The organism is Mariniradius sediminis (assembly GCF_021491425.1).
Lineage (GTDB): Bacteria > Bacteroidota > Bacteroidia > Cytophagales > Cyclobacteriaceae > Mariniradius > Mariniradius saccharolyticus.
On the sequence record NZ_JAKEVZ010000005.1, the window covers coordinates 284,979 to 303,962 of the forward strand.

14 protein-coding genes are annotated in these 18,984 nt (G+C 48.9%); 12 read left to right on the forward strand and 2 right to left on the reverse strand.

All coding sequences use genetic code 11. The features are described from left to right. The first annotated feature begins 102 nt into the window (after window positions 1-102). The 12 genes from L0U89_RS08680 to L0U89_RS08730 all read left to right on the forward strand — a co-directional run bounded on the left by L0U89_RS08680 (window position 103) and on the right by L0U89_RS08730 (window position 15,489). Window positions 103-3,099, forward strand: a complete 2,997-nt coding sequence (locus L0U89_RS08680; protein WP_234861176.1) for a sensor histidine kinase — start codon at window positions 103-105, stop codon at window positions 3,097-3,099. Window positions 3,100-3,172: 73 nt separating this feature from the next. Then, on the forward strand, window positions 3,173-3,805 hold the full coding sequence (locus L0U89_RS08685; RefSeq protein WP_234861177.1) for a response regulator: 633 nt from the start codon (window positions 3,173-3,175) through the stop codon (window positions 3,803-3,805). Between the two features lie 189 nt (window positions 3,806-3,994). Then, window positions 3,995-4,165 carry a hypothetical protein gene (locus L0U89_RS08690; RefSeq protein WP_234861178.1) on the forward strand — a complete coding sequence of 57 codons (171 nt, stop codon included), beginning with the start codon at window positions 3,995-3,997 and terminating at the stop codon, window positions 4,163-4,165. A gap of 67 nt (window positions 4,166-4,232) precedes the next feature. Continuing rightward, window positions 4,233-4,814, forward strand: coding sequence for an RNA polymerase sigma factor (locus L0U89_RS08695; RefSeq protein WP_234861179.1), 582 nt, complete (start codon window positions 4,233-4,235; stop codon window positions 4,812-4,814). 111 nt (window positions 4,815-4,925) lie between these two features. Beyond that, the gene (locus tag L0U89_RS20610; RefSeq protein WP_369413243.1) at window positions 4,926-5,267 is read left to right on the forward strand and encodes an alpha/beta fold hydrolase; all 342 of its coding nucleotides are present in this window, start codon (window positions 4,926-4,928) and stop codon (window positions 5,265-5,267) included. A gap of 162 nt (window positions 5,268-5,429) precedes the next feature. Beyond that, the gene (locus L0U89_RS08700) at window positions 5,430-5,891 is read left to right on the forward strand and encodes a nuclear transport factor 2 family protein (RefSeq protein ID WP_234861180.1); all 462 of its coding nucleotides are present in this window, start codon (window positions 5,430-5,432) and stop codon (window positions 5,889-5,891) included. Between the two features lie 375 nt (window positions 5,892-6,266). Further along, entirely contained in the window at window positions 6,267-7,004 is a 738-nt protein-coding gene (locus tag L0U89_RS08705) for a class I SAM-dependent methyltransferase (protein ID WP_234861181.1), read from the forward strand. Window positions 7,005-7,228: 224 nt separating this feature from the next. Continuing rightward, window positions 7,229-8,167, forward strand: a complete 939-nt coding sequence (locus tag L0U89_RS08710; protein ID WP_234861182.1) for an alpha/beta hydrolase — start codon at window positions 7,229-7,231, stop codon at window positions 8,165-8,167. Between the two features lie 231 nt (window positions 8,168-8,398). Beyond that, window positions 8,399-11,545, forward strand: coding sequence for a VPS10 domain-containing protein (locus tag L0U89_RS08715; protein ID WP_234861183.1), 3,147 nt, complete (start codon window positions 8,399-8,401; stop codon window positions 11,543-11,545). A 191-nt stretch (window positions 11,546-11,736) separates the two neighbouring features. Further along, the gene (locus tag L0U89_RS08720) at window positions 11,737-12,690 is read left to right on the forward strand and encodes an alpha/beta fold hydrolase (RefSeq protein WP_234861184.1); all 954 of its coding nucleotides are present in this window, start codon (window positions 11,737-11,739) and stop codon (window positions 12,688-12,690) included. 707 nt (window positions 12,691-13,397) lie between these two features. Next, complete coding sequence (locus L0U89_RS08725; RefSeq protein WP_234861185.1) at window positions 13,398-14,813, forward strand: sensor histidine kinase; 1,416 nt, start codon at window positions 13,398-13,400, stop codon at window positions 14,811-14,813. A 1-nt stretch (window position 14,814) separates the two neighbouring features. Beyond that, a complete protein-coding gene (locus tag L0U89_RS08730) occupies window positions 14,815-15,489 on the forward strand; it encodes a LytR/AlgR family response regulator transcription factor (protein ID WP_234861186.1) in 675 nt (224 codons plus the stop codon). 166 nt (window positions 15,490-15,655) lie between these two features. Here the strand turns inward: L0U89_RS08730 and L0U89_RS08735 are convergent, their stop codons facing one another. Both L0U89_RS08735 and L0U89_RS08740 read right to left on the reverse strand, forming a co-directional pair. Further along, complete coding sequence (locus L0U89_RS08735; RefSeq protein ID WP_234861187.1) at window positions 15,656-16,414, reverse strand: 3-keto-disaccharide hydrolase; 759 nt, start codon at window positions 16,412-16,414, stop codon at window positions 15,656-15,658. A 554-nt stretch (window positions 16,415-16,968) separates the two neighbouring features. Next, the coding region (locus L0U89_RS08740) for an MBG domain-containing protein (protein ID WP_234861188.1) at window positions 16,969-18,984 on the reverse strand (2,016 nt) is incomplete at its 5' end.

The following is an 18,984-nucleotide window of genomic DNA, read 5'->3' on the forward strand; positions in this document are numbered from 1 at the left end:
GTCGGCTCTGAGGTTGCTTTGTCTTCACCCACATAATGATGTGATTTGGGGGAAAATTAAGCGCAATTTTCATCCCCAAATGCCTATTTTTAGCTTAACAAAATGAAAAAAGGGCTCTTACTTCTTCTCCTGACGATCAGCTGCTGGCATCTCCATGCGGAGACCAAACGGTTTTATGTGACCAATTTGAGGACATCGGATGGTTTGGCTTCCAACCAGGTCTTGACGGTATTCAAAGACAAGCACAATTACCTTTGGATCGGGAGTTCCAATGGATTGCAGCGTTTCGACGGGCGCAAGTTTATGAGCTATCAGATCGATACTCCCCAAGGTCGCCAACCCGCACAATCGGTATCTGAGATTTTGGTGGACCGGCACGAAAAAATGTGGCTGCGGGTAGGCGATCAATACGGCAGCTATATTCCCGAAAAACAGGAGTTTACCCCAGTGCCATTTGAAAAAAACGAAAACCGATTTCAGGGCGAATCCCTTTGGATGGACAGAAAGGGAAACCTGTTTGTGATCCTGAACAACAACAAGCTCCTCTGGATAGATCAAAAAAAGGGCAAAATCACCGATCAAAACCTACCGGTAAAAGTGCCGGACGGTTGGAGACCGAGGTCCATATTTGAAGACAAAAGGGGGCTGTATTGGGTCAGCAACATCGAAGGGATCAGTGTGTATGATCCGAAAAGTGGGGAAATCTACACCCACGCCTCGAATCCCTTGGGACTGGAAGTGCTCAAAAAACCTGATTTGACCTATGTGTTCAATGTATATGAAGACTCTGAGAGCATCTTTTGGGTCAATTATTGGTCACCCGATGAAAGGCTGCTCTCCTACGATCCCCTGACCAAAATATGGCGAAACCACAAAAGCGAGATTTCTCCCCCAAACACCAACTATCAGGAAGCCTATGGCCACTTGGAATTGCCCAATGGAGAAATCTGGAGGTATGGGATTCAGACCCTGGCGAGCTATGACCGAAGATCAAAAACCTTTACCCCACTCATTCAGAGTGATATCCGGTTCGACAAGATCACCAAACTGATATGGGATGATGCAGGCGGCATTTGGATGGCTACGGACGCGGGGCTTTACTTTCTGCATTTTGACACGCCGAGCATATATTTTCAAGAGCGCAGCACGCAAGACGGCAACTTTGAATACCAGGCCGTGGAGGAAGTCATCCACCGCGGAGATACTAGCGTATGGCTGGGTAGTTGGGGCAAAGGCATCGGAATCCTTAAGCCCTTGACTGGAGAGTTGGACTCAAAGTGGATATACAAGGGGTTGCCAGATGCCATCGAGACCTATCAGGTTTGGGACCTGCACCATGACAAAAAACGCCAAGTGGTATGGGTTGCACTTCAAAAAGGACTGATCCAAGTCATTGAGCTTGATTCAAAAAAGGTTCACTACTTTTATCCAGAGGCCTTTGAGGGATCTACCATCCGAACAATTGCCGAGGATGCCGAAGGAAACTTGTGGTTTGGAACCCAAAGTGGGAGTATCATCAAATACGAAGGCAAAGGAATCGACGAGGAGGGATTTCGCAGGTACCGCAGATTCCAGGGAAGAATTCCAAAAATACTCATCAGCAAAGACCAACATCTCTGGGTGACTACCACCAACGAAGGCGTTTACGAACTTGATCTTGAAGAAGGAAAAATCCTAAGACACCTGGATAATTCCATCCTGAATTCCAACAACAACGAGCAACTCCTGCAGGTAAATGACAGCATTTTCCTGATCGGCTACGAACTGCTGAACAAATTCAACACCCGCACGGGCAAAAACGAAGTCTTCTCCTACTCCGACGGAATGCTCAGCAACACGATTTTCGGTTTGGAAATGGATGCGGATGGATTGGTTTGGATTTATACACCCAATGGATTGACCAGATTTGATGTCAAAACCAATACATTCTATTCGTTCGGCAAGAATCATTTTTTTTCAAACATCCCAAATGACGGCCGAAGTGGGACCCGATTCGCAAATGGGGAATTGGCCTTTGTGAGCAACAACGGGATCATCATTTTTGACCCTATGCAATTTGCCCGAAACCTCCCCCCTCCCGTCCCGACGATTACCGGCATCGAACTTTTCGGACTATATATAGGAGATGGATCTTTACCTGAAATGAGACGGGAATTCACTTCCCAGGAAAACAGCCTCACTTTTGATTTTAATATCCTCAATTTTTCCAAACAAGACAGATTCTCCTATCAATATCGATTGGTGGGCGCCGACCCCGATTGGATCAGTGCAAAAAGCAATTTCCAAGCGGTCTATTCCCTACTTCCCCCTGGAGAATACCAATTTGAAGTGAGAAGCATCAATGAATCGGGAGTTTATTCAGAACCTGCCGTTTATGCCTTTGAGATCAAACCCAGCCTGGTGCAGACTTGGTGGTTCAAGGCATTTTTGGGATTGCTGTTTTTGGGGATCGTGGCGCTGATCTATCGTATGAATGTCAACCGCATTTTGGCAGTAGTCAAACTTCGAAGTCGATTGGCACGTGACCTGCATGATGACATGGGGTCCACCCTCAGCACGATCAATATCCTGAGCTCCATGGCCAAAACCAAACTCGGAACCGATCCTGCCAAAACCAGCGAGTACATTTCCAAAATCTCGGAAAACAGCCAACGGATGATGGAATCCATGGACGACATCGTGTGGAGCATCAAGCCACAGAATGATTCCATGGAAAAGCTCATCGCCCGCATGCGGGAATTTGCCAATCAAGTGCTCGAGGGCAAAGACATCGTGTTTTCCATGGAGGTGGACGACCGGATCTTGGGTATGAAACTGAGCATGGACGCGAGAAGGGATTTGTTTTTGATCTTCAAGGAAGGAATCAACAACGCGGCCAAATACTCTGGGGCAGCCCGGGTGTTCATCTCCTTTGGCTTGGAGGGACACCTCTTTACCATGCGGATCAGGGATTATGGAAAAGGCTTTGATATGGCGGAAATAGACGAAGGCAACGGATTGGAAAACATGAAAAAAAGAGCTTCCAATCTCGGGGGTAACTTGGAAATCAAAACTGAAGCCGAAAAGGGCACCGAACTGACGCTCCGGGTACATCTCTGACAAAACCACCTCAATATGTGATTGATAGCGTATCAGCATGACCTTACCTTTGTATTGCTAAACTGTGAAAACCATGATCAAGCTCCTGATATACGAAGACAATCCCCAACTCCGAGAGGGGCTCACCATGCTGATCGACGGCAGTGAGGGATTCAGCGTGTTGGCGGCATTCAAGAACTGTACAAACGTAGCCGAAGAAATCAGGACTTTCCGCCCGGATGTCGTCCTGATGGACATCGACATGCCGGGAGTCAATGGATTGGAAGGATTGAAAATCATTCGCCAAACAGACGATCAGGTCAAAGTGCTGATGCTGACAGTCTTTGATGACCATCAAAACATCTTCGAAGCATTAAAAAGCGGTGCAAATGGCTATATCCTGAAAAAAACACCTCCCGCCAAACTTTTGGAATATATCCAAGAAGCTTCCACCGGTGGGGCACCGATGACTTCCTCCGTTGCGGCTCAAGTGCTGAAAATGTTTTCGCAGCTTCAGCCTACGGTCGAAAACGACTATAACCTCACCGACCGGGAAAAAGAAGTGCTGCAATGGCTCGTCAATGGTTATTCCTACAAAATGATCGCCGCCGAGATGTTCATCGCCATGGATACTGTCCGCTCCCACATCAAGAAGATCTACGAAAAACTCCACGTCAACTCAAAAAGTGAAGCGGTAGCCAAGGCATTTAGGGATAAGATTGTTTAAGCGGAAAAAAACAGCATGGATTAGACCTGACAGGATACCCGAAACCTGTCAGGTCTTTTTTTTACAAAGATCCGGCTCACATCATTTTCACTTTTGGAGCCATAAGCCACTATTTTCCACCCATTTATGTGATTTACAGGCCTCGTTTTTTGATGCAATTTTGTCCTGTACTTATTGATAATCAAGACAATGAAAACTTTTTCAAAAGTCACACTTCTTATCTGGGCCTTGACGGTTTGCGTGGAGGGAGAAAAGGCAAAACCAGCCTCTCAGCCAGCAAATGGTCCCTTGATCCTCGCCCAAAAAACCACACATTCATGTGATGCCCAGATCACATCTTCTGGCAAGGGTATGACGTGAAACACAATCAAACACTGTCCTTTTCGGAAAATGAAACCAACTATTGAAAACCCACCAACCAACTTTTATGAAAACCACAAGAATAAACCAACCTTCGGGAAGCCACCTTTGCCGACTCCCGATCGACCAACTCTTTTTGGGTTGCTTGGCCCAAAATCCGCGCACGCAGCGCGAGCTGTTTGACAGGCTATATCCAAAGATGCTTGGACTTTGCCTCCGTTACATCAAAAACAACGCGGCTGCCGAAGATGTCGCGCTTGAAGCGTTCAGAAAAGTGTTTTCGCGCATCGACCAATTCAAGCAAACGGGAAGTTTTGAGGGATGGATCAGAAGGATCGTCGTCAATGAATGCTTGATGCACCTGGAAAAACAACGAAACCTCTACCGTGAAATCGGCCTGGAAAGCATCTATCCCGAAGCCAACCAAGCGGGGCCGAGCGATCACCTCGACTGGGAGGATTTGCGGAAAATGCTTCAACACTTACCCAAAGGGTATCGGCAGGTTTTTGAACTGTTTGCCTTGGAGGGATTGAGCCATGAGGAGATCGGACAAAAGCTGGAGATCTCCGAAAGCACCTCGAAGTCCCAGCTTAGCCGCGCCAGGATTCAGCTTCAGCGCCTGCTTCACTTTCGAAACGACAACAACTGATTCTGATGAAAACAATCCATGTCGCCATGTGGATAGAAACTCTGGAATCGGTCCAGGATTTCTCTTGCCGCATTTCAGGTCTGGTTTAAAGAACTTCGGAAAAAGCGGCATTTGATCTCCGACAAACACACGCTTTTCATTTGGGGGATGAAGGATCCTGCCGTCAAGCCCCATCATCTGGAGAAGTTCGTCTCGAGATTTTCAAATTCCTCCGTCTTGAAGCTGTCGTCCTGCGGACATTTTCCCAAGAGGAAGAACATGGGGAGGTACAGCAATGGGTCAGTGGTTTTCTGCATTCATAGCATCTATCCCCACGTCGTTTGTGTTTGCACAGTCCATGCTTTTTCTATCTGTTTTCGAGCCTTTATGAATGGTAAATTGGAGAGGTTTCGACATCAGGCACCTTGTTTAGATTTGGGAAATCGTAGCCACAAATGGGCGATTTTATTGTAGAAAAAACGAATCCGATATGAATCGCGAGTCCTAGGAGACGATTTTATTGCTGGAGAAAACAAGCGGTTTTTCGGACGCACATCTTTACAACTTGGGATGGTTTGCTGCCGGCTGTTCATTACCCAAACCGAATAATCCGTATCTTCCACAAAAACCATTTTCATGAACATCCCCGCCCTCCGATTCCTTTTTCTACTGCTGTTGAATGTGATGCTAGCGGCACCTGCCTTCGCGCAAACAACCGCCAATGAAGCCCAGCCGTTGCATGACGTAATCGAGAAAACTTTCGATGCGCTCAATCGGGCTGATACGGCTGCGCTAAAGGACCTTTTGACAAATGAGGTACATTTCTTTGAGTACGGTGAATCCTGGGACATGGAAAGAGTAAGAAAGATAGCCCTGAAATCTGCGGAGACACCCGGTTTCCACCGTGTCGACAGCTTTGATTATGTCCAAACCAAACAAAGCGGAAACGCGGCTTGGGTCACCTATTACCTCAAATCAGACATAACCCGCAACGGAAAAACCGAAGCTTATTATTGGATGGAAACGGTCATCTTGGTAAAGGAAAAAGGGAGATGGAGGTTGGATGTCTTGCATTCGACACGTCTGGAAAAGAAATGAATTTCATTCTCCGCTTATGGTCTTTATCCCCACAGACCATGTTTTTGTACCTGACTCGGGCCTTGTCCTTTGGAGATGGAAAAAAGGATCTTTGCAGAGATTCACTATTTTTCGGCCCCATTGGGTCAATTTGATGGTAGAAAATAGACTTATCCCAAATCACGAGCCCTAAATGGACGATTTGAGATGTGAATAGCTGAAGATTTTTTGATTGGTTTTCCGTCAATTTATTGAATCAATGGGCTTGCTTGAAAGTCCTTTTTGTAATAAATCAAGATTATTTTATATCCGAAATGACCGATTTTGATGATGAATTGTACAGAAATCCCTAAGTTTGAAGGTTAATGTATTTAAGAAGTACCAACCTCAAACTCCATGGACCGCATTCAGATTATCCAAGAAATCTTCAGCAAAACACCCTTCACCAACTATCTCGAAATAGGCTGCCACAAGGGGAAATCCTTCCTACCCATCCGTGCCGAGCGCAAAATCGCCGTGGATCCAAACTTCATCATACCAATCACGAGAAAGCTGCATTGGCTCGCCAAATGGCCTGCAAACCGCAACAACACGTATTTTGAGGAGACAAGCGATGCGTTTTTCAACAAAAGAGGGGAATTTCTAAAGAAATTCGGGCCATTGGATGTAATCCTTGTCGATGGGCTGCACAATTACCGGACTTCTCTCAGCGACGTGCTGAACACCCTCAAATATTTCAACCCCAAAGGACTTATCCTCATGCACGACTGCTATCCACCCGACGAAGCAGCAGCCTATCCCTCTGAGTTTTTCCCAAGCAAGGAAGAGCAAAAGAACATCAAAGGCTGGAAGCACGAGTGGTGCGGTGACGTTTGGAAGGCAATCGTGTACCTGATCAAAAAACACTCCGATACCCTCGAAGTGGGCGTACTTGATACCGACTACGGTTTGGGATACGTGATGGCAAAACCTGGATTCAAAAACGGGGATTTCAAGATTGACGAATACCTTTTTGCGGAAATCGACAAACTCACCTATCAGGACATGATGAAAAATCCTGGTGCAACCATCAACCTCAAGGATGCCAAACACGCGGAAAAGATCATTGCCAAGACTGTAGGGAATTCAAAATAAAGGCCAGTTCATTGGATACTTATCGTTTGAATGTGAGTTGATTAAAGAGCACATCTGGAGTCAAAAGGTGCGATAAGACGCTTTGATTGAAGCCAAGGAAAGAGGCTTTTTGCTATTTGAAGTGGGTATGTCTACCGTACACGTAAATCCCACCGAATGGGAATCGAAAAGTGATTGTATATCTTTATTTTCAATCCGCAACCAACAATTAAACCCTCTAGCCTATGAACCTCAAAAAGACAGCCTTTTTGGCAATGCTTTGTACCGTCACCGCTTCCGCAATCGCACAGGACGGGACCATCTATCCACTCGAAGCCCCCAAAGAACCCAACGCCATTTTACTTGGCTCAGGCGGAGTCGAAGGACAAACATCCCCCGAAACATGGTTTCGCCAGTGGGGTGACCCCATGGCACGCAACATTTCGACCGCAACCCTGACTCCATTCCTCCCCGAGCCGGGCAAAGCCAATGGCACTGCCGTCATCGTCGCGCCTGGAGGCGGTTTTAGTTGGTTGTCTATGGGTAATGAAGGTTGGGAAGTCGCAGAAGCACTTGCCAAACAGGGCATTGCGGCTTTTGTGCTGAAGTATCGCCTCAATCCAACGCCTGCCTCTTTGGAGGATTTTTCAGCTTGGATGAACCGTCCGCGACCAACTCCTCCCCCTGCTGCTGATCCATCCAAAGGAACCCCTACTCCGCCCCCACCCCCACAGCGGGACCTTTCCAACCAACTCGCAGATGCCGAGGCTGCTTATGCCATGATCGTCGATCGTGCCAAGGAATGGGGCGTGGATACCAACAGAATCGGGATGATCGGTTTTTCGGCCGGTGCCGGACTGACGATGCATTCCACCTTGCATTCAAAAACCATGAAGCTGGCCTTTATCGGCCCGATATACGGTGGAATGGGTCCGGTGGAAGTTCCTCAAGATGCTCCCCCTATGTTCAATGTCATTGCCACGGATGATTTTCTTTTCCGCGGACAGTTTGGTGTCATTGAATCTTGGTTCAAAGCGGGCAAACCCGTGGAATTTCACCTCTACCAAAACGGCGGTCACGGCTTCGGACTGGGCAATCCCAACCGCACGAGCAATAAGTGGTTTGACGCCTTTGTCCATTGGCTGGATGTAAATGGATTTCTCAGCGCCAAGGCCGGGAAGTGATCCTAGAAAACATATCTGACGCTCCAAAACCCCTGTTCCTGCAAGAAGCGGAATAGGGGTTTTTCATTTTGGTTGATTTTTAAAAACTAGCGTCCCTTGTTTCGCTGTCAGGGTATTGCGCACCCTGCATGGATTGGCGTTCGAATAATTTTCCGGCAAGGGGTATGCAGCATAGCGAATCTTGGTTTTTTTCCCCAAATTCAGAGATAAAGTCAACCAAACCTCCAACCCATGAAAAAATGCTTTTTTCTCGGCATGATGCTGTTCATGTCCCTCTATGTTTTTGCGCAGAGAGGGAAAACCGCCGCGCCACCGCCACCCACATTTGACGCCACGATTTTCGAAGGTCTGAAGTGGCGCAATATCGGCCCCTTTCGGGGCGGCAGAGCCAACGCCGTTTCAGGTTTACCCGGTAATGACCAAGTCTTTTTTGCCGGGTACACCGGCGGAGGCCTTTGGAAAACCATCGATGCGGGCATCTCTTGGCACAACATTTCAGACGGTTTCTTCAAGACGGGATCCGTCGGCGCCATCGCCGTCAGTGAGGCCGACCCCAACGTCATCTATGTCGGCATGGGCGAACATGCCATCCGCGGCGTCATGACTTCCTATGGGGATGGTGTCTACAAGTCCACGGACGGGGGTAAAACCTGGAAAAATGTCGGCTTGGAAAAAACCCGCCATATTTCCGACGTGGTCGTCCACCCCTCCAATCCTGAGATTGTATTCGTGGCAGCCCAAGGAACCGCCCACGGTCCGAACGAGGACCGGGGAATTTTCAAAAGCACGGATGGCGGGAATACCTGGCAAAAGGTCCTGTTCGTCGACGCCAACACGGGGGCTGCCTCCCTGAGTATGGACTTCACCAATCCCAGAATCCTGTATGCCGCGACTTGGGAACACCGCAGGTTGCCTTGGCAGGTGCAAAGTGGCGGACCAGGCTGTAGTATCTGGAAATCGGTAGACGGTGGAGATACTTGGTCCAAGATCAATACAGGCCTTCCCGCTGAAATGGGAAAAATCGGCGTGAGTGTGTCCCGCGCAAATCCGCAAAGGGTCTATGCAATCATTGAAGCCGAAAAATCAGTGGCCGGCCTGTACCGCTCTGACAACGGGGGCGATACCTGGGCCCATATGACCAACAACGCACTGCTGACCTCGCGCTCGTGGTATTATACCGAAGTCGAGGCCGATCCTGTCAACGCCGATGTGGTCTATGTCCTCAATTCACCCCTGACCAAGTCGATTGATGGAGGTAAAAACTTCAGCGTAGTGCCCGTGAGGCATATCGATACCCATGATCTTTGGATCAACCCCAAATATCCCAACAATATGATCTTGGGAGATGACGGCGGTGCCGAAATCACTTATGACGGAGCCAAGAGTTGGTCTACCCAGGACAATCAGCCCACCTCCCAGTTCTACCGGGTCATCACCGACGCCGTATTTCCCTACAAGGTATATGGAGGGCAACAAGACAATACCTCTGTGATCATTGCCAGCCGAAACAATTTCATTGGCCTTACGGACAAAGACTGGTCGATTGGCCCCGGCTGCGAATCCGCCTTTGTCGCTTTTGACCCGAACAACCCCGTGCTGCTCTACGGCGGTTGCTATCAAGGGATCATCGATGTCCTCAATACGGCAGATGGCCACGTCAAGGACATCAGGCAGTATCCGGCCAATATCCTCGCCTACGATGCCAAGGACATGAAGTACCGCTTTAACTGGAACGCCCCTCTGATTGCTTCCCCACATGATTACAGCACCATCTACCATGGCGGCAATATCCTGTTCAAAACCACCAACGGCGGACTCTCTTGGGAGGAAATCAGCCCCGATCTTACCCGCAATGACTCATCAAAACAGGGACCCGGAGGAGCGCCCATCACCAATGAAGGCGCAGGCGGTGAAAATTACAACACCTTGAGCTATGTCATCGAATCCGTGCATGAACAAGGCGTGATCTACACTGGAAGCGATTGCGGACTGGTACACATTACCAAGGACGGAGGAAAGACCTGGCAAAACATCACACCCGCCGGACTTCCCGAAAGCCTGATCCAATCGATAGAGGTTTCGCCGCACGACAAGGGCACTGCCTTTATCGCTGCCACCCGCTACAAATTCAATGACTATTCCAATATGTCATTCAAGACCACCGACTACGGAAAAACCTGGACCAAAATAGATGCTGGCGTGGAGAAAGATGACTTCATCAAGGTCATACGGGAAGACCGGAAAGTAAAGGACCTGCTGTACGCCGGAGCGGAGCGCGGTTTCTATGTCTCCTTCAATGGCGGTACCAACTGGCAAAAGCTCCAGTTAAACCTGCCGATTGTCCCCGTCACCGATATCACATTTGCAGAAAATGACCTTGTGATATCCACCGCCGGTCGGGCATTTTGGATATTGGATGATATCAGCGCCTTGCAACAGTCGAAGGGGAATTTTGCGGGCCTCCAAGTCTTTACCCCAAAACCTACCTACAAGTATGAGGGCTATACGCCTTCCTGGATGGACGTCCCTCCAGGTATCGGAAAAAACCCCATCCCAGGAGTGATTTTGGATTATTACCTGCCTGAGGCAGCAGACAGCTTGGAGGTGAAATTGGAAATTCTCGATGCTTCCGGGAAGGTTATCCGAACCTATTCATCGATCAAGGACGAGGAATTCAAGCCCTTCCCTGGCGGCCCCGCACCGGCACAGGTGATTCCCACCAAGAAAGGCATCAACCGTTTTGCTTGGGACTTTAGGGGCGAAACGCTCTTGGCAATACCCAATGCCTTTGTGTACGGGGACTACAGCGGACACCGCAGGGCACCCGGGAAGTACAAGGCAAGGCTGACTTTCAAAGGCGCCGTTGCCGAAGCGGAAATCGACTTGCGCCAGGATCCCAACCTCAAGAATATCAGTGCGCAGGATTGGGCTGCCCAACAGGCTTTGTTGGAAAATGCAGCAAAGTCACTGACCGAAATCCACCAATCCGTCATCGATATGCGCAAGGTGAAAAGCCAAATCGAACACCATAACGCCCTGCTGAAGGACAAAGAAGAGGCCAAGGCCCTGTACCAGGCTGGCCAAGACCTGATCCAAAAGTTGGTGGACTGGGAGGCCAAACTGGTGGAAACACGCCAAAAAAGCTTCCAGGACGTCATCAACTTCCCCAGCCAACTCAATGCGCAGTACTTTGATCTGAGGGCAGCAGTGGACGTGCACGACCCAAGACTCACCGCCGGTGCCAAACAACGATTGCAGGATCTGGACAAGGAATGGGCAGGTTACAAGACGGCGATGAATCAGCTCATCGAAAAAGACATCGTTGAGTACAATCAAAAATTCAAGGCCCAAAACCTTCCTGCTGTCATCATGAAGTAATCGGCTTCGCTTGGGCCATAATGGATGGCAGAATCGCTCCGAAAAATTTAACAGATCAATTGGATTTGCCCATAAATGTGTCAGCATCGAACGAGGTGCTGGCACTTTTTGTTGGACGCGCTTGCAAGAAGTTATGGATTCCTCGGAAATCAGAAAATAAACCACTTTTTCGATCCTTCTAAACGGGCCGGATGCTACATTTGGATCATTGGAGAAACGCATTCCCCTACATTCCCATGAAAATCCACAGCAGGTCTTTTTTCAAAAACGAGTCACGGGACAGAGCCGAGTTTGAATCTTGGGTAGCAAAGCTCGAAGCCCATAATGGCCGAAAATACGAACGGTTTGAGCTCAAAACCGCACTCGGAACCACCGTCGTTTGGGGCTTGAATACAGGTCAAAGAAGCGATCCGACTTTGGTGATCTTCCCCGGTGCGCGGACTACTTCCCTGATTTGGGATTTTGATAGGGGCCTGGACCAGCTTGGCACAAATGTGCGCATCTTCCTGGTCGAAACCAATGGCCTCCCCAACCTCAGTGAGGGCGCGACACCGGACATCAAGTCCCTCGATTATGGCCACTGGGCAGCGGAAGTGTTGGACCAATTGGGTATCCAAAAAGCCCATGTTGCAGGTGCTTCCTTTGGGGGATTGATTTGCATGAAGCTCGCCATCGTGGCGCCGCAAAGGGTTAGATCCGCGATTTTACTCAATCCCGGTTGCCTGCAGCCTTTTTCCTTGGGAATCAAGAACCTGTATTACAACATCCTCCCGATTGTCAAACCAAGCAGGAAAAACGTTTCCCTGTTTTTGGACAAGGCCATTTTCTGCAAGCCAACACACCAAATGTCGGCTTTCGCAGAACGGATGTTGGTGGACTATGAGGTGTTTGCGATCTCGCGGTACAAGGACAATACCCAAAAACCCTATTACATGGGCGCGGAATTGGGGAAGACCGAGACACCTGTGTACGTACTTTTGGGTGATAAGGACCTGCTTTTCCCCTTCCAAAAATCAATCGACAATGCCAAGCTGCATATCAAAAACCTCAAGGAAATAAAAGTCTATCCAAACGTCGCGCACGGCATTGAGACCTATGCCCCCGCCATCCAAAAGATCCGGGAAATCATGGAGAGTAATCGCTAATCCTAGGTAGAAAAAAGGTTGCTAGAAATGGATCACAGTCCCGAAGGGATTGAATCCACAGAGTGGTAATTACCCCGGGTGCAACCCGGAGGAATACAGAAAAGTAATGGCTTTCAAAGTTCCTAACCCCAAATGGGGTTGAATTCAACCACTTTCGTGGTTGGAAGGCCTGTCTGCCCATATCATTTATAACCTCCGGATTGGCATCCGGGGCAAATAACCTTTCGGTATTCAATCCCTCCGGGATTTGGAATGAGGTCGACGGGTCAAAATGATTCGGGATACACTTTTGATCAAAAACTTAAACGCGACCTCCAAAATTTTCAACTTCCCATCATCCCCAATCCCTTTTTTCCCAATCCCCATCTTCAATTCATAATTCACAATTGATAATTATTAATTCCCGACCCTCATCCCCAATCCCCTTTTCCCCCATTCATCATTTTTCATTCATAATTCATAATTCCCTCCTTCCCAAATTCCACCCCATTTACCACCCAATTCATCCCATTTTTTTTCGTGTCAGCATGGACTGGACTATTCTTGTAGCATAGAAACCAGCGGATTTCCATGAAAAGCAAAAAGACATTCCTAATCCTGATATTTGTGGCTTTGCTGTACCAACTTTGGGAATACCAAGCCCAAAAGAAACAACAAGAAAATTTGAATCCTAAACCAACTATTACTACCCTATCCACCAAGCAGCCATGAAAGAACGCCCCTTACCCTTTAGACAAATCGAATGGTGGGTGATGACCGTCCTCTTTGTCACGATCATCCTCGCCAACATCTTCCAGACCAACTTCTATTACTTCGATCCGAACAACAGGGAACTGGCTGAATATTTCGCCAAAATCCTGATACCAACAGTCTTGTATTTGGCCTTTTTCCTGCACCATCAATTGTTGATTCCCAAAAAGGAAACAAGAAAGAGCAAGTCCATGCACTACCTCCTTTCCTTCGTGATACTGTTGGTGTCCTTCGTGTTGGTCGGGGCATTTTCCTTGATGGGCGAGATTATGCTAAGCTTCGCAGTGCCATATTACTTCAGTTCCGTGGGATTGTACATTGGCTACCTGCTTCTCGGCGATGTGCTCGAGCAGATTTTTCCAAGGTCCGAAACCAAGGATTTTATGGCTTACAATCTCATCAAATTGGGGACGATCTTCGCCTTCTCCATGTTGTTTTTGTTCGGCCTTCAGGAAGTGGTGCCCAATTGGATACCGGCGGTATACAGTGTATCGATTCCAACCTTATTCGGAATCTTGGTGTACAATTACTTCTTGATCTACCGAAATCGCCTCCGAAACAGAAAAAGACTGGCCAATACCAGCTATGCCTTACTGATTGCTGCGATTGTGATATTCTTCATCATCCTGGCGGCGGAAAATAACAACGAAGGATTGTTGGTACTCGGCTTGGCTATATTGATTGCTGTGGCAGGCTTGATACTTCCTTTTTCCAACCTGTTTTTCAAGAAGTATGACCACCTCCTCGGTCAAATCCACTCCCTCAGCTACCGGGTCGATGAAGGTTCGGCCAAACTCTCACTCCTGCGGATGCAGATCAACCCGCATTTCCTCTTCAATATCCTCAACACGCTCTATGGTACGGCCCTGCAGGAAAACGCCGAAAGAACCTCTGAAGGCATCCAAAAGCTCGGCGACATGATGCGCTTTATGCTGCATGAAAACAGCATGGACAAAATCCCCCTCGCCAAGGAAAAGGAATACCTGATCAACTACGTCGACCTGCAAGTCCTGCGCATCAAGTCGCAGCCCAACATCGACATCGATTTCCGCCACAACGATGAAAACTGTAGCGGGCAGATTGCGCCGATGCTACTGATTCCCTTTGTCGAAAATGCCTTCAAGCACGGCATCAGTTTCCAGAAAAAATCCTGGGTCAAAATCAGCCTGCGTTGTACCGATGGAGTCGTGTACCTCGATGTCAACAACAGTATCCACCGAAGCGATGAACAGGACCCCGAATCCAAGGCTTCCGGCATCGGCCTCGACAACGTGAAGCAGCGCCTCCAACTCCAATATCCCGGCAAGCATGAGCTCGTCATCCGCGAAAACGAGGTCGAATATTTTGTACATTTAACCATCCAACTCTCCTGACATGCTCCGCGCGATAGCCATAGATGACGAACCGATGGCCCTTGAGGTGATCAAGTCCCATGCTGCCAAAGTGCCATTTCTCGACCTGAAGGCGGTCTATACGGATGCGATCCTGGCATTGGAATTTATCAAGAACGAGCCCGTGGACCTGATTTTCCTGGATATCAAAATGCCCGACATCTCCGGCATGGAACTCGCCACACTCGTGCCCAAGGACACCATGATCGTGTTTACCACGGCCTATTCGGAACATGCAGTAAAAAGCTTCGAACTCGATGCCCGGGATTATCTGCTCAAACCTTTCAACCTCGGGCGCTTCCTCAAGGCCTGCCAAAAGGCCTTGGAATGGCATGAACTGAAAAACGGCAACTCCGCCGGTACAATGTTCATCAAAACGGGCTACGAACAGGTCAAGGTCAATTTCGAGGAGCTGCTCTTTTGCGAAGCCAACGGCAACTATGTCAATTTCCAATTACCAAAGGAAAAAATCCTTAGCCGGATGACTTTGGGGGAAGTGGAAAAGATTCTGCCAAGCAGTTTTGTGAAAACACACCGCTCCTTTATCGTTAACACCCAACACATCCAAAAAATCGAACGCCACCAACTCACCGTCGGCGACAAACTCGTGCCCATCAGCGTCAGCTATCAGGAGGGCTTGATGGATCGGTTGAAATGAGCTTAAGTACGAAGTAAACCTAAGTACGAATTACGAAGTAGGAAGTACGAATCAAGCTCTGACTCTAACCTCGCAATTCTACCTTCTAACCTCGTACTTCTAACTTGGTACATTGTACTTGGTACTTAGTACAAAGAAAAAGCCCGCCTTTTCGCGGGCTTTTCTTTTACAGCTTTCTAACCCAAATATTCCTAAAGCTCACCAAATCCCCATGGTCTTGGAGTTTGATGGGGAGCTCGTTGGCATGGGCTTTGTAATTGGGGATGCCGATGTATTCGGTCGGACCTTTGATTTCCGCATTGTGCTGGACAAGGATGCCGTTATGGACCACCGTTACCCTAGCCGGGGCGACCAACATCCCGTCGGCATTGAACTTGGGTGCAGTAAAGAAAATATCATAGGTATTCCACTCTCCCGGTGCCTTTGTTGCATTGACCAAAGGGGGATGCTGCTTGTAGATACTTGCCGCCTGCCCATTGGAATAGGTGCGGCTTTCGTAAGAATCCAAGACTTGCACTTCGTAGAGGCCCATCAGGAAAATCCCCGAATTGCCCCTACCCTGTCCTTCACCCTTGATGACGGTCGGTGCGGCCCATTCGATGTGCAGCTGCATATCGCCAAAGCCCTGTTTCGTTTGGATATCGCCTTTCCTTGGGACGACTGTAATCGCGCCGTTACTGACTGTCCATTCTGCGGGACCGCCGGAAGCGGCACTGACAAAGTTGTCGAGATTTTTGCCGTCAAAGATGACGATGGCATCATCGGGTGGCATGTGGTTTTGTGCGCCGGGCGTCACTTTTCTGGGTACAGGTTCCCAAAACTCCGTCGCCTGTGGGGGCAGCTTGATATCTTGCTGCTGTGCCAGGACCGGCAGGGCCGCCATACAGCCCAAGAGGACAAAAGAGGTTTTCAAAGTCTTCAGCATAGGTTTATTGGTAAATGTGAATGGATCTTTTCGGGCAAATTAAACCAAAACCAAAGGATTCAAAAGCCATTGATGGATTTTTCAGGGCAAAGAGGTTTTCTCGCAGAGAGCGCGGAATATTTCTCGCAAATGTAAGTGGTCAGTTGGCAGGAGCAGTCGCAGTGGGCAGTGGCTTAGCTTGGCGTCTTGGCGCGCATTAGTTTCTCGCAAAGACGGCGAAGGTGCAAAGAGCGCAAAAGATCAGTGGGAAGTGGCAGTCGCAGTGGGCAGTGGCCTATCCTGGCGTCTTGGCGTCTTGGCGAGGTTTTTTTTCTGTTCTTAGCACCCTTATTTTCTTTGGGAGAGGCGGGTATTGTCATTTTTGGTACACTGGCCTCTTTGCGTGAAACCTTTTTTCTGCGTGCTTTGCAACTTCATTTTCTTTGCGAGCACCGCTCTTTCCCGAATACGGCGAGGATGGCAAAATTCAAAGAAAACAAAAGGCCACCGTGGAAAGAATCCACGATGGCCTTTTCATTCCCCTCAGCCCTGCAATCGAGGACTTCGGATTTGTCTTACTCTTTGATGAGTCGCTTGGTGATCAACTGATTGTCAACCTGCACGAGGATCATGTAGAGACCGTTGCTGTAGCCTTTCAGGTCGAGGGTTCTCATGAAGCTGTTCTCTTCATAAGCCTCGTCTTGATAAACCAGCCTTCCTTGAGGATCATATACCCTCAGATTGACTTTGGCAGCCTGGCTCAGCCTGACCTGAACATTGGCAAACTGCTCTCTTGCAGGGTTTGGATGGACAATCACCTCGCTGACACTTGCAGCCGCAGGGATATCAAAGTTGCCATTGTTGCCAGCACCTTTTCTGAACACCAACTCACGTTCGATGCTCTGTCCTGTCCTGTCGGTGGATGTCACCGTGACTCTCAGTTCAGCAGGTGTCGCAGAAGACTTCCATACCAATTGGTCATCAACCAGTTCGAAGTAGTCATTCTCACTTACCTGGTAAGTATGGATATCATCCGCCTTATCCACTGTGATGAGTTTGGTGAACACCTGTCCTACTTCGACATTGCCTGGAATTACCTTCACTGTGGCAAGGATGTCTGTCGCCAATGGCTTCTCGCGGACAAGCACCGGTATTTCGACCATGTCTTCCAGATCGCTGAGATTTCCGGAGATGACCTCACCCACAACTTGGTAGAAGCCCGGCTTCATGCCGTCATAGGCATCAATGTTCCATCTCATGGCCACTGAGCTACCTTCAAACCATCCCTTGGACATCTGATCCAACTCTTTCACTAGATCTTCATTGGATGTGTTCCAGTTGACTTCTTGGAGATCAACAGCGATGCGTTTCTTGCCGTTGGACTTGACCTCATGGATTACAATCGAGCCGCCTCCGGTACCGTTGTTGCCCAGGATAGTGGCATCGGCTGTATTTTCGGCGCTACCCATCTGGTTGTCGTAGACGACGACACCCGCGGTGGTGCTGATCTTGATCCTAAATCTATCTGGGTTGCTCTGGCCGTTCCACTGTCCATCGATTGCTACCACCACAAACTTGAATCCGCTTTGTCCATTGATGGTTCCCGTACCTCTGTAGGTTGCCCTACCACCCGAAATTACCAAGGATCCAGACTCGTGCATGGTGGACTTGAAGTTCAGGCTTCCAGCTTGGAATTGGAACTCTGTATTGCCATCTACCTGGGTGGAGCCCTTCTTGTATTTGGACACGAATCCAAAGTTGGCTTTACCAACAATCGTAGGATCGGCAACCAAAGCCCCCGCTGGAGAATTGATCCAGCCACCGCCCGTTACAAAGCTTCCACTCGCATCGAAGACAGGGATGTAAGCGATGGATGATGCGCATCCACTGCCCACAGTCGCAGTCACTTCGTACACACCGAGTACGCCCAGGTTACCTGTGGTGGCGGTTGCGACACCAGAGGCGTTTGTCAGAACAGTCTGACTGAAGACCGTTACGTTGGCATCATTTGTCAAGACAAAGGTCACGCTTACCCCAGGGACATTCGGTGTTACGGTTGCCCTCAATGTTGCCGGCTGTCCCACAGGCACTGGGGTGGAGCTAGCCGAGGCGTCGATGATTACGCCATTTATTTCAAGATTAGCTCCGACATAAGTTATTGCATAATTACTATTAGCAACTGTAGCCTGCTGAATCGCATAGCTTCCTACACCTTCTCCGAGTACTCTAGTCAATGAACCAGTGAAACTGATGATTTGTCCATTGGCAAGTACAGTTCCCACTGCTGGAGCCGATACATAGGTCAGCGGAGGATCTACTTGACCACAGAATTTGGACTTCGCATCCGCTGTCACCGTCACTGCAAGCTGGTTGATGGTCAGCAGCGCACCCGTGTAGCTTATCGCATAGTTGCTGTTGGCAACCGTGTTCTGGTTGATGGCATAGGTGCCCACATTTTCGCCCGCGGCCCTGTCGAGCGCCCCGGTGAAGCCTACCACCTCACCGTTGGCAAGCGTGCTGCCGACCGCAGGCACCGACACAAAGGTCAGCGCGGGGTCGACGTCACCGTAGGTCTTGGACTTCGCATCCGC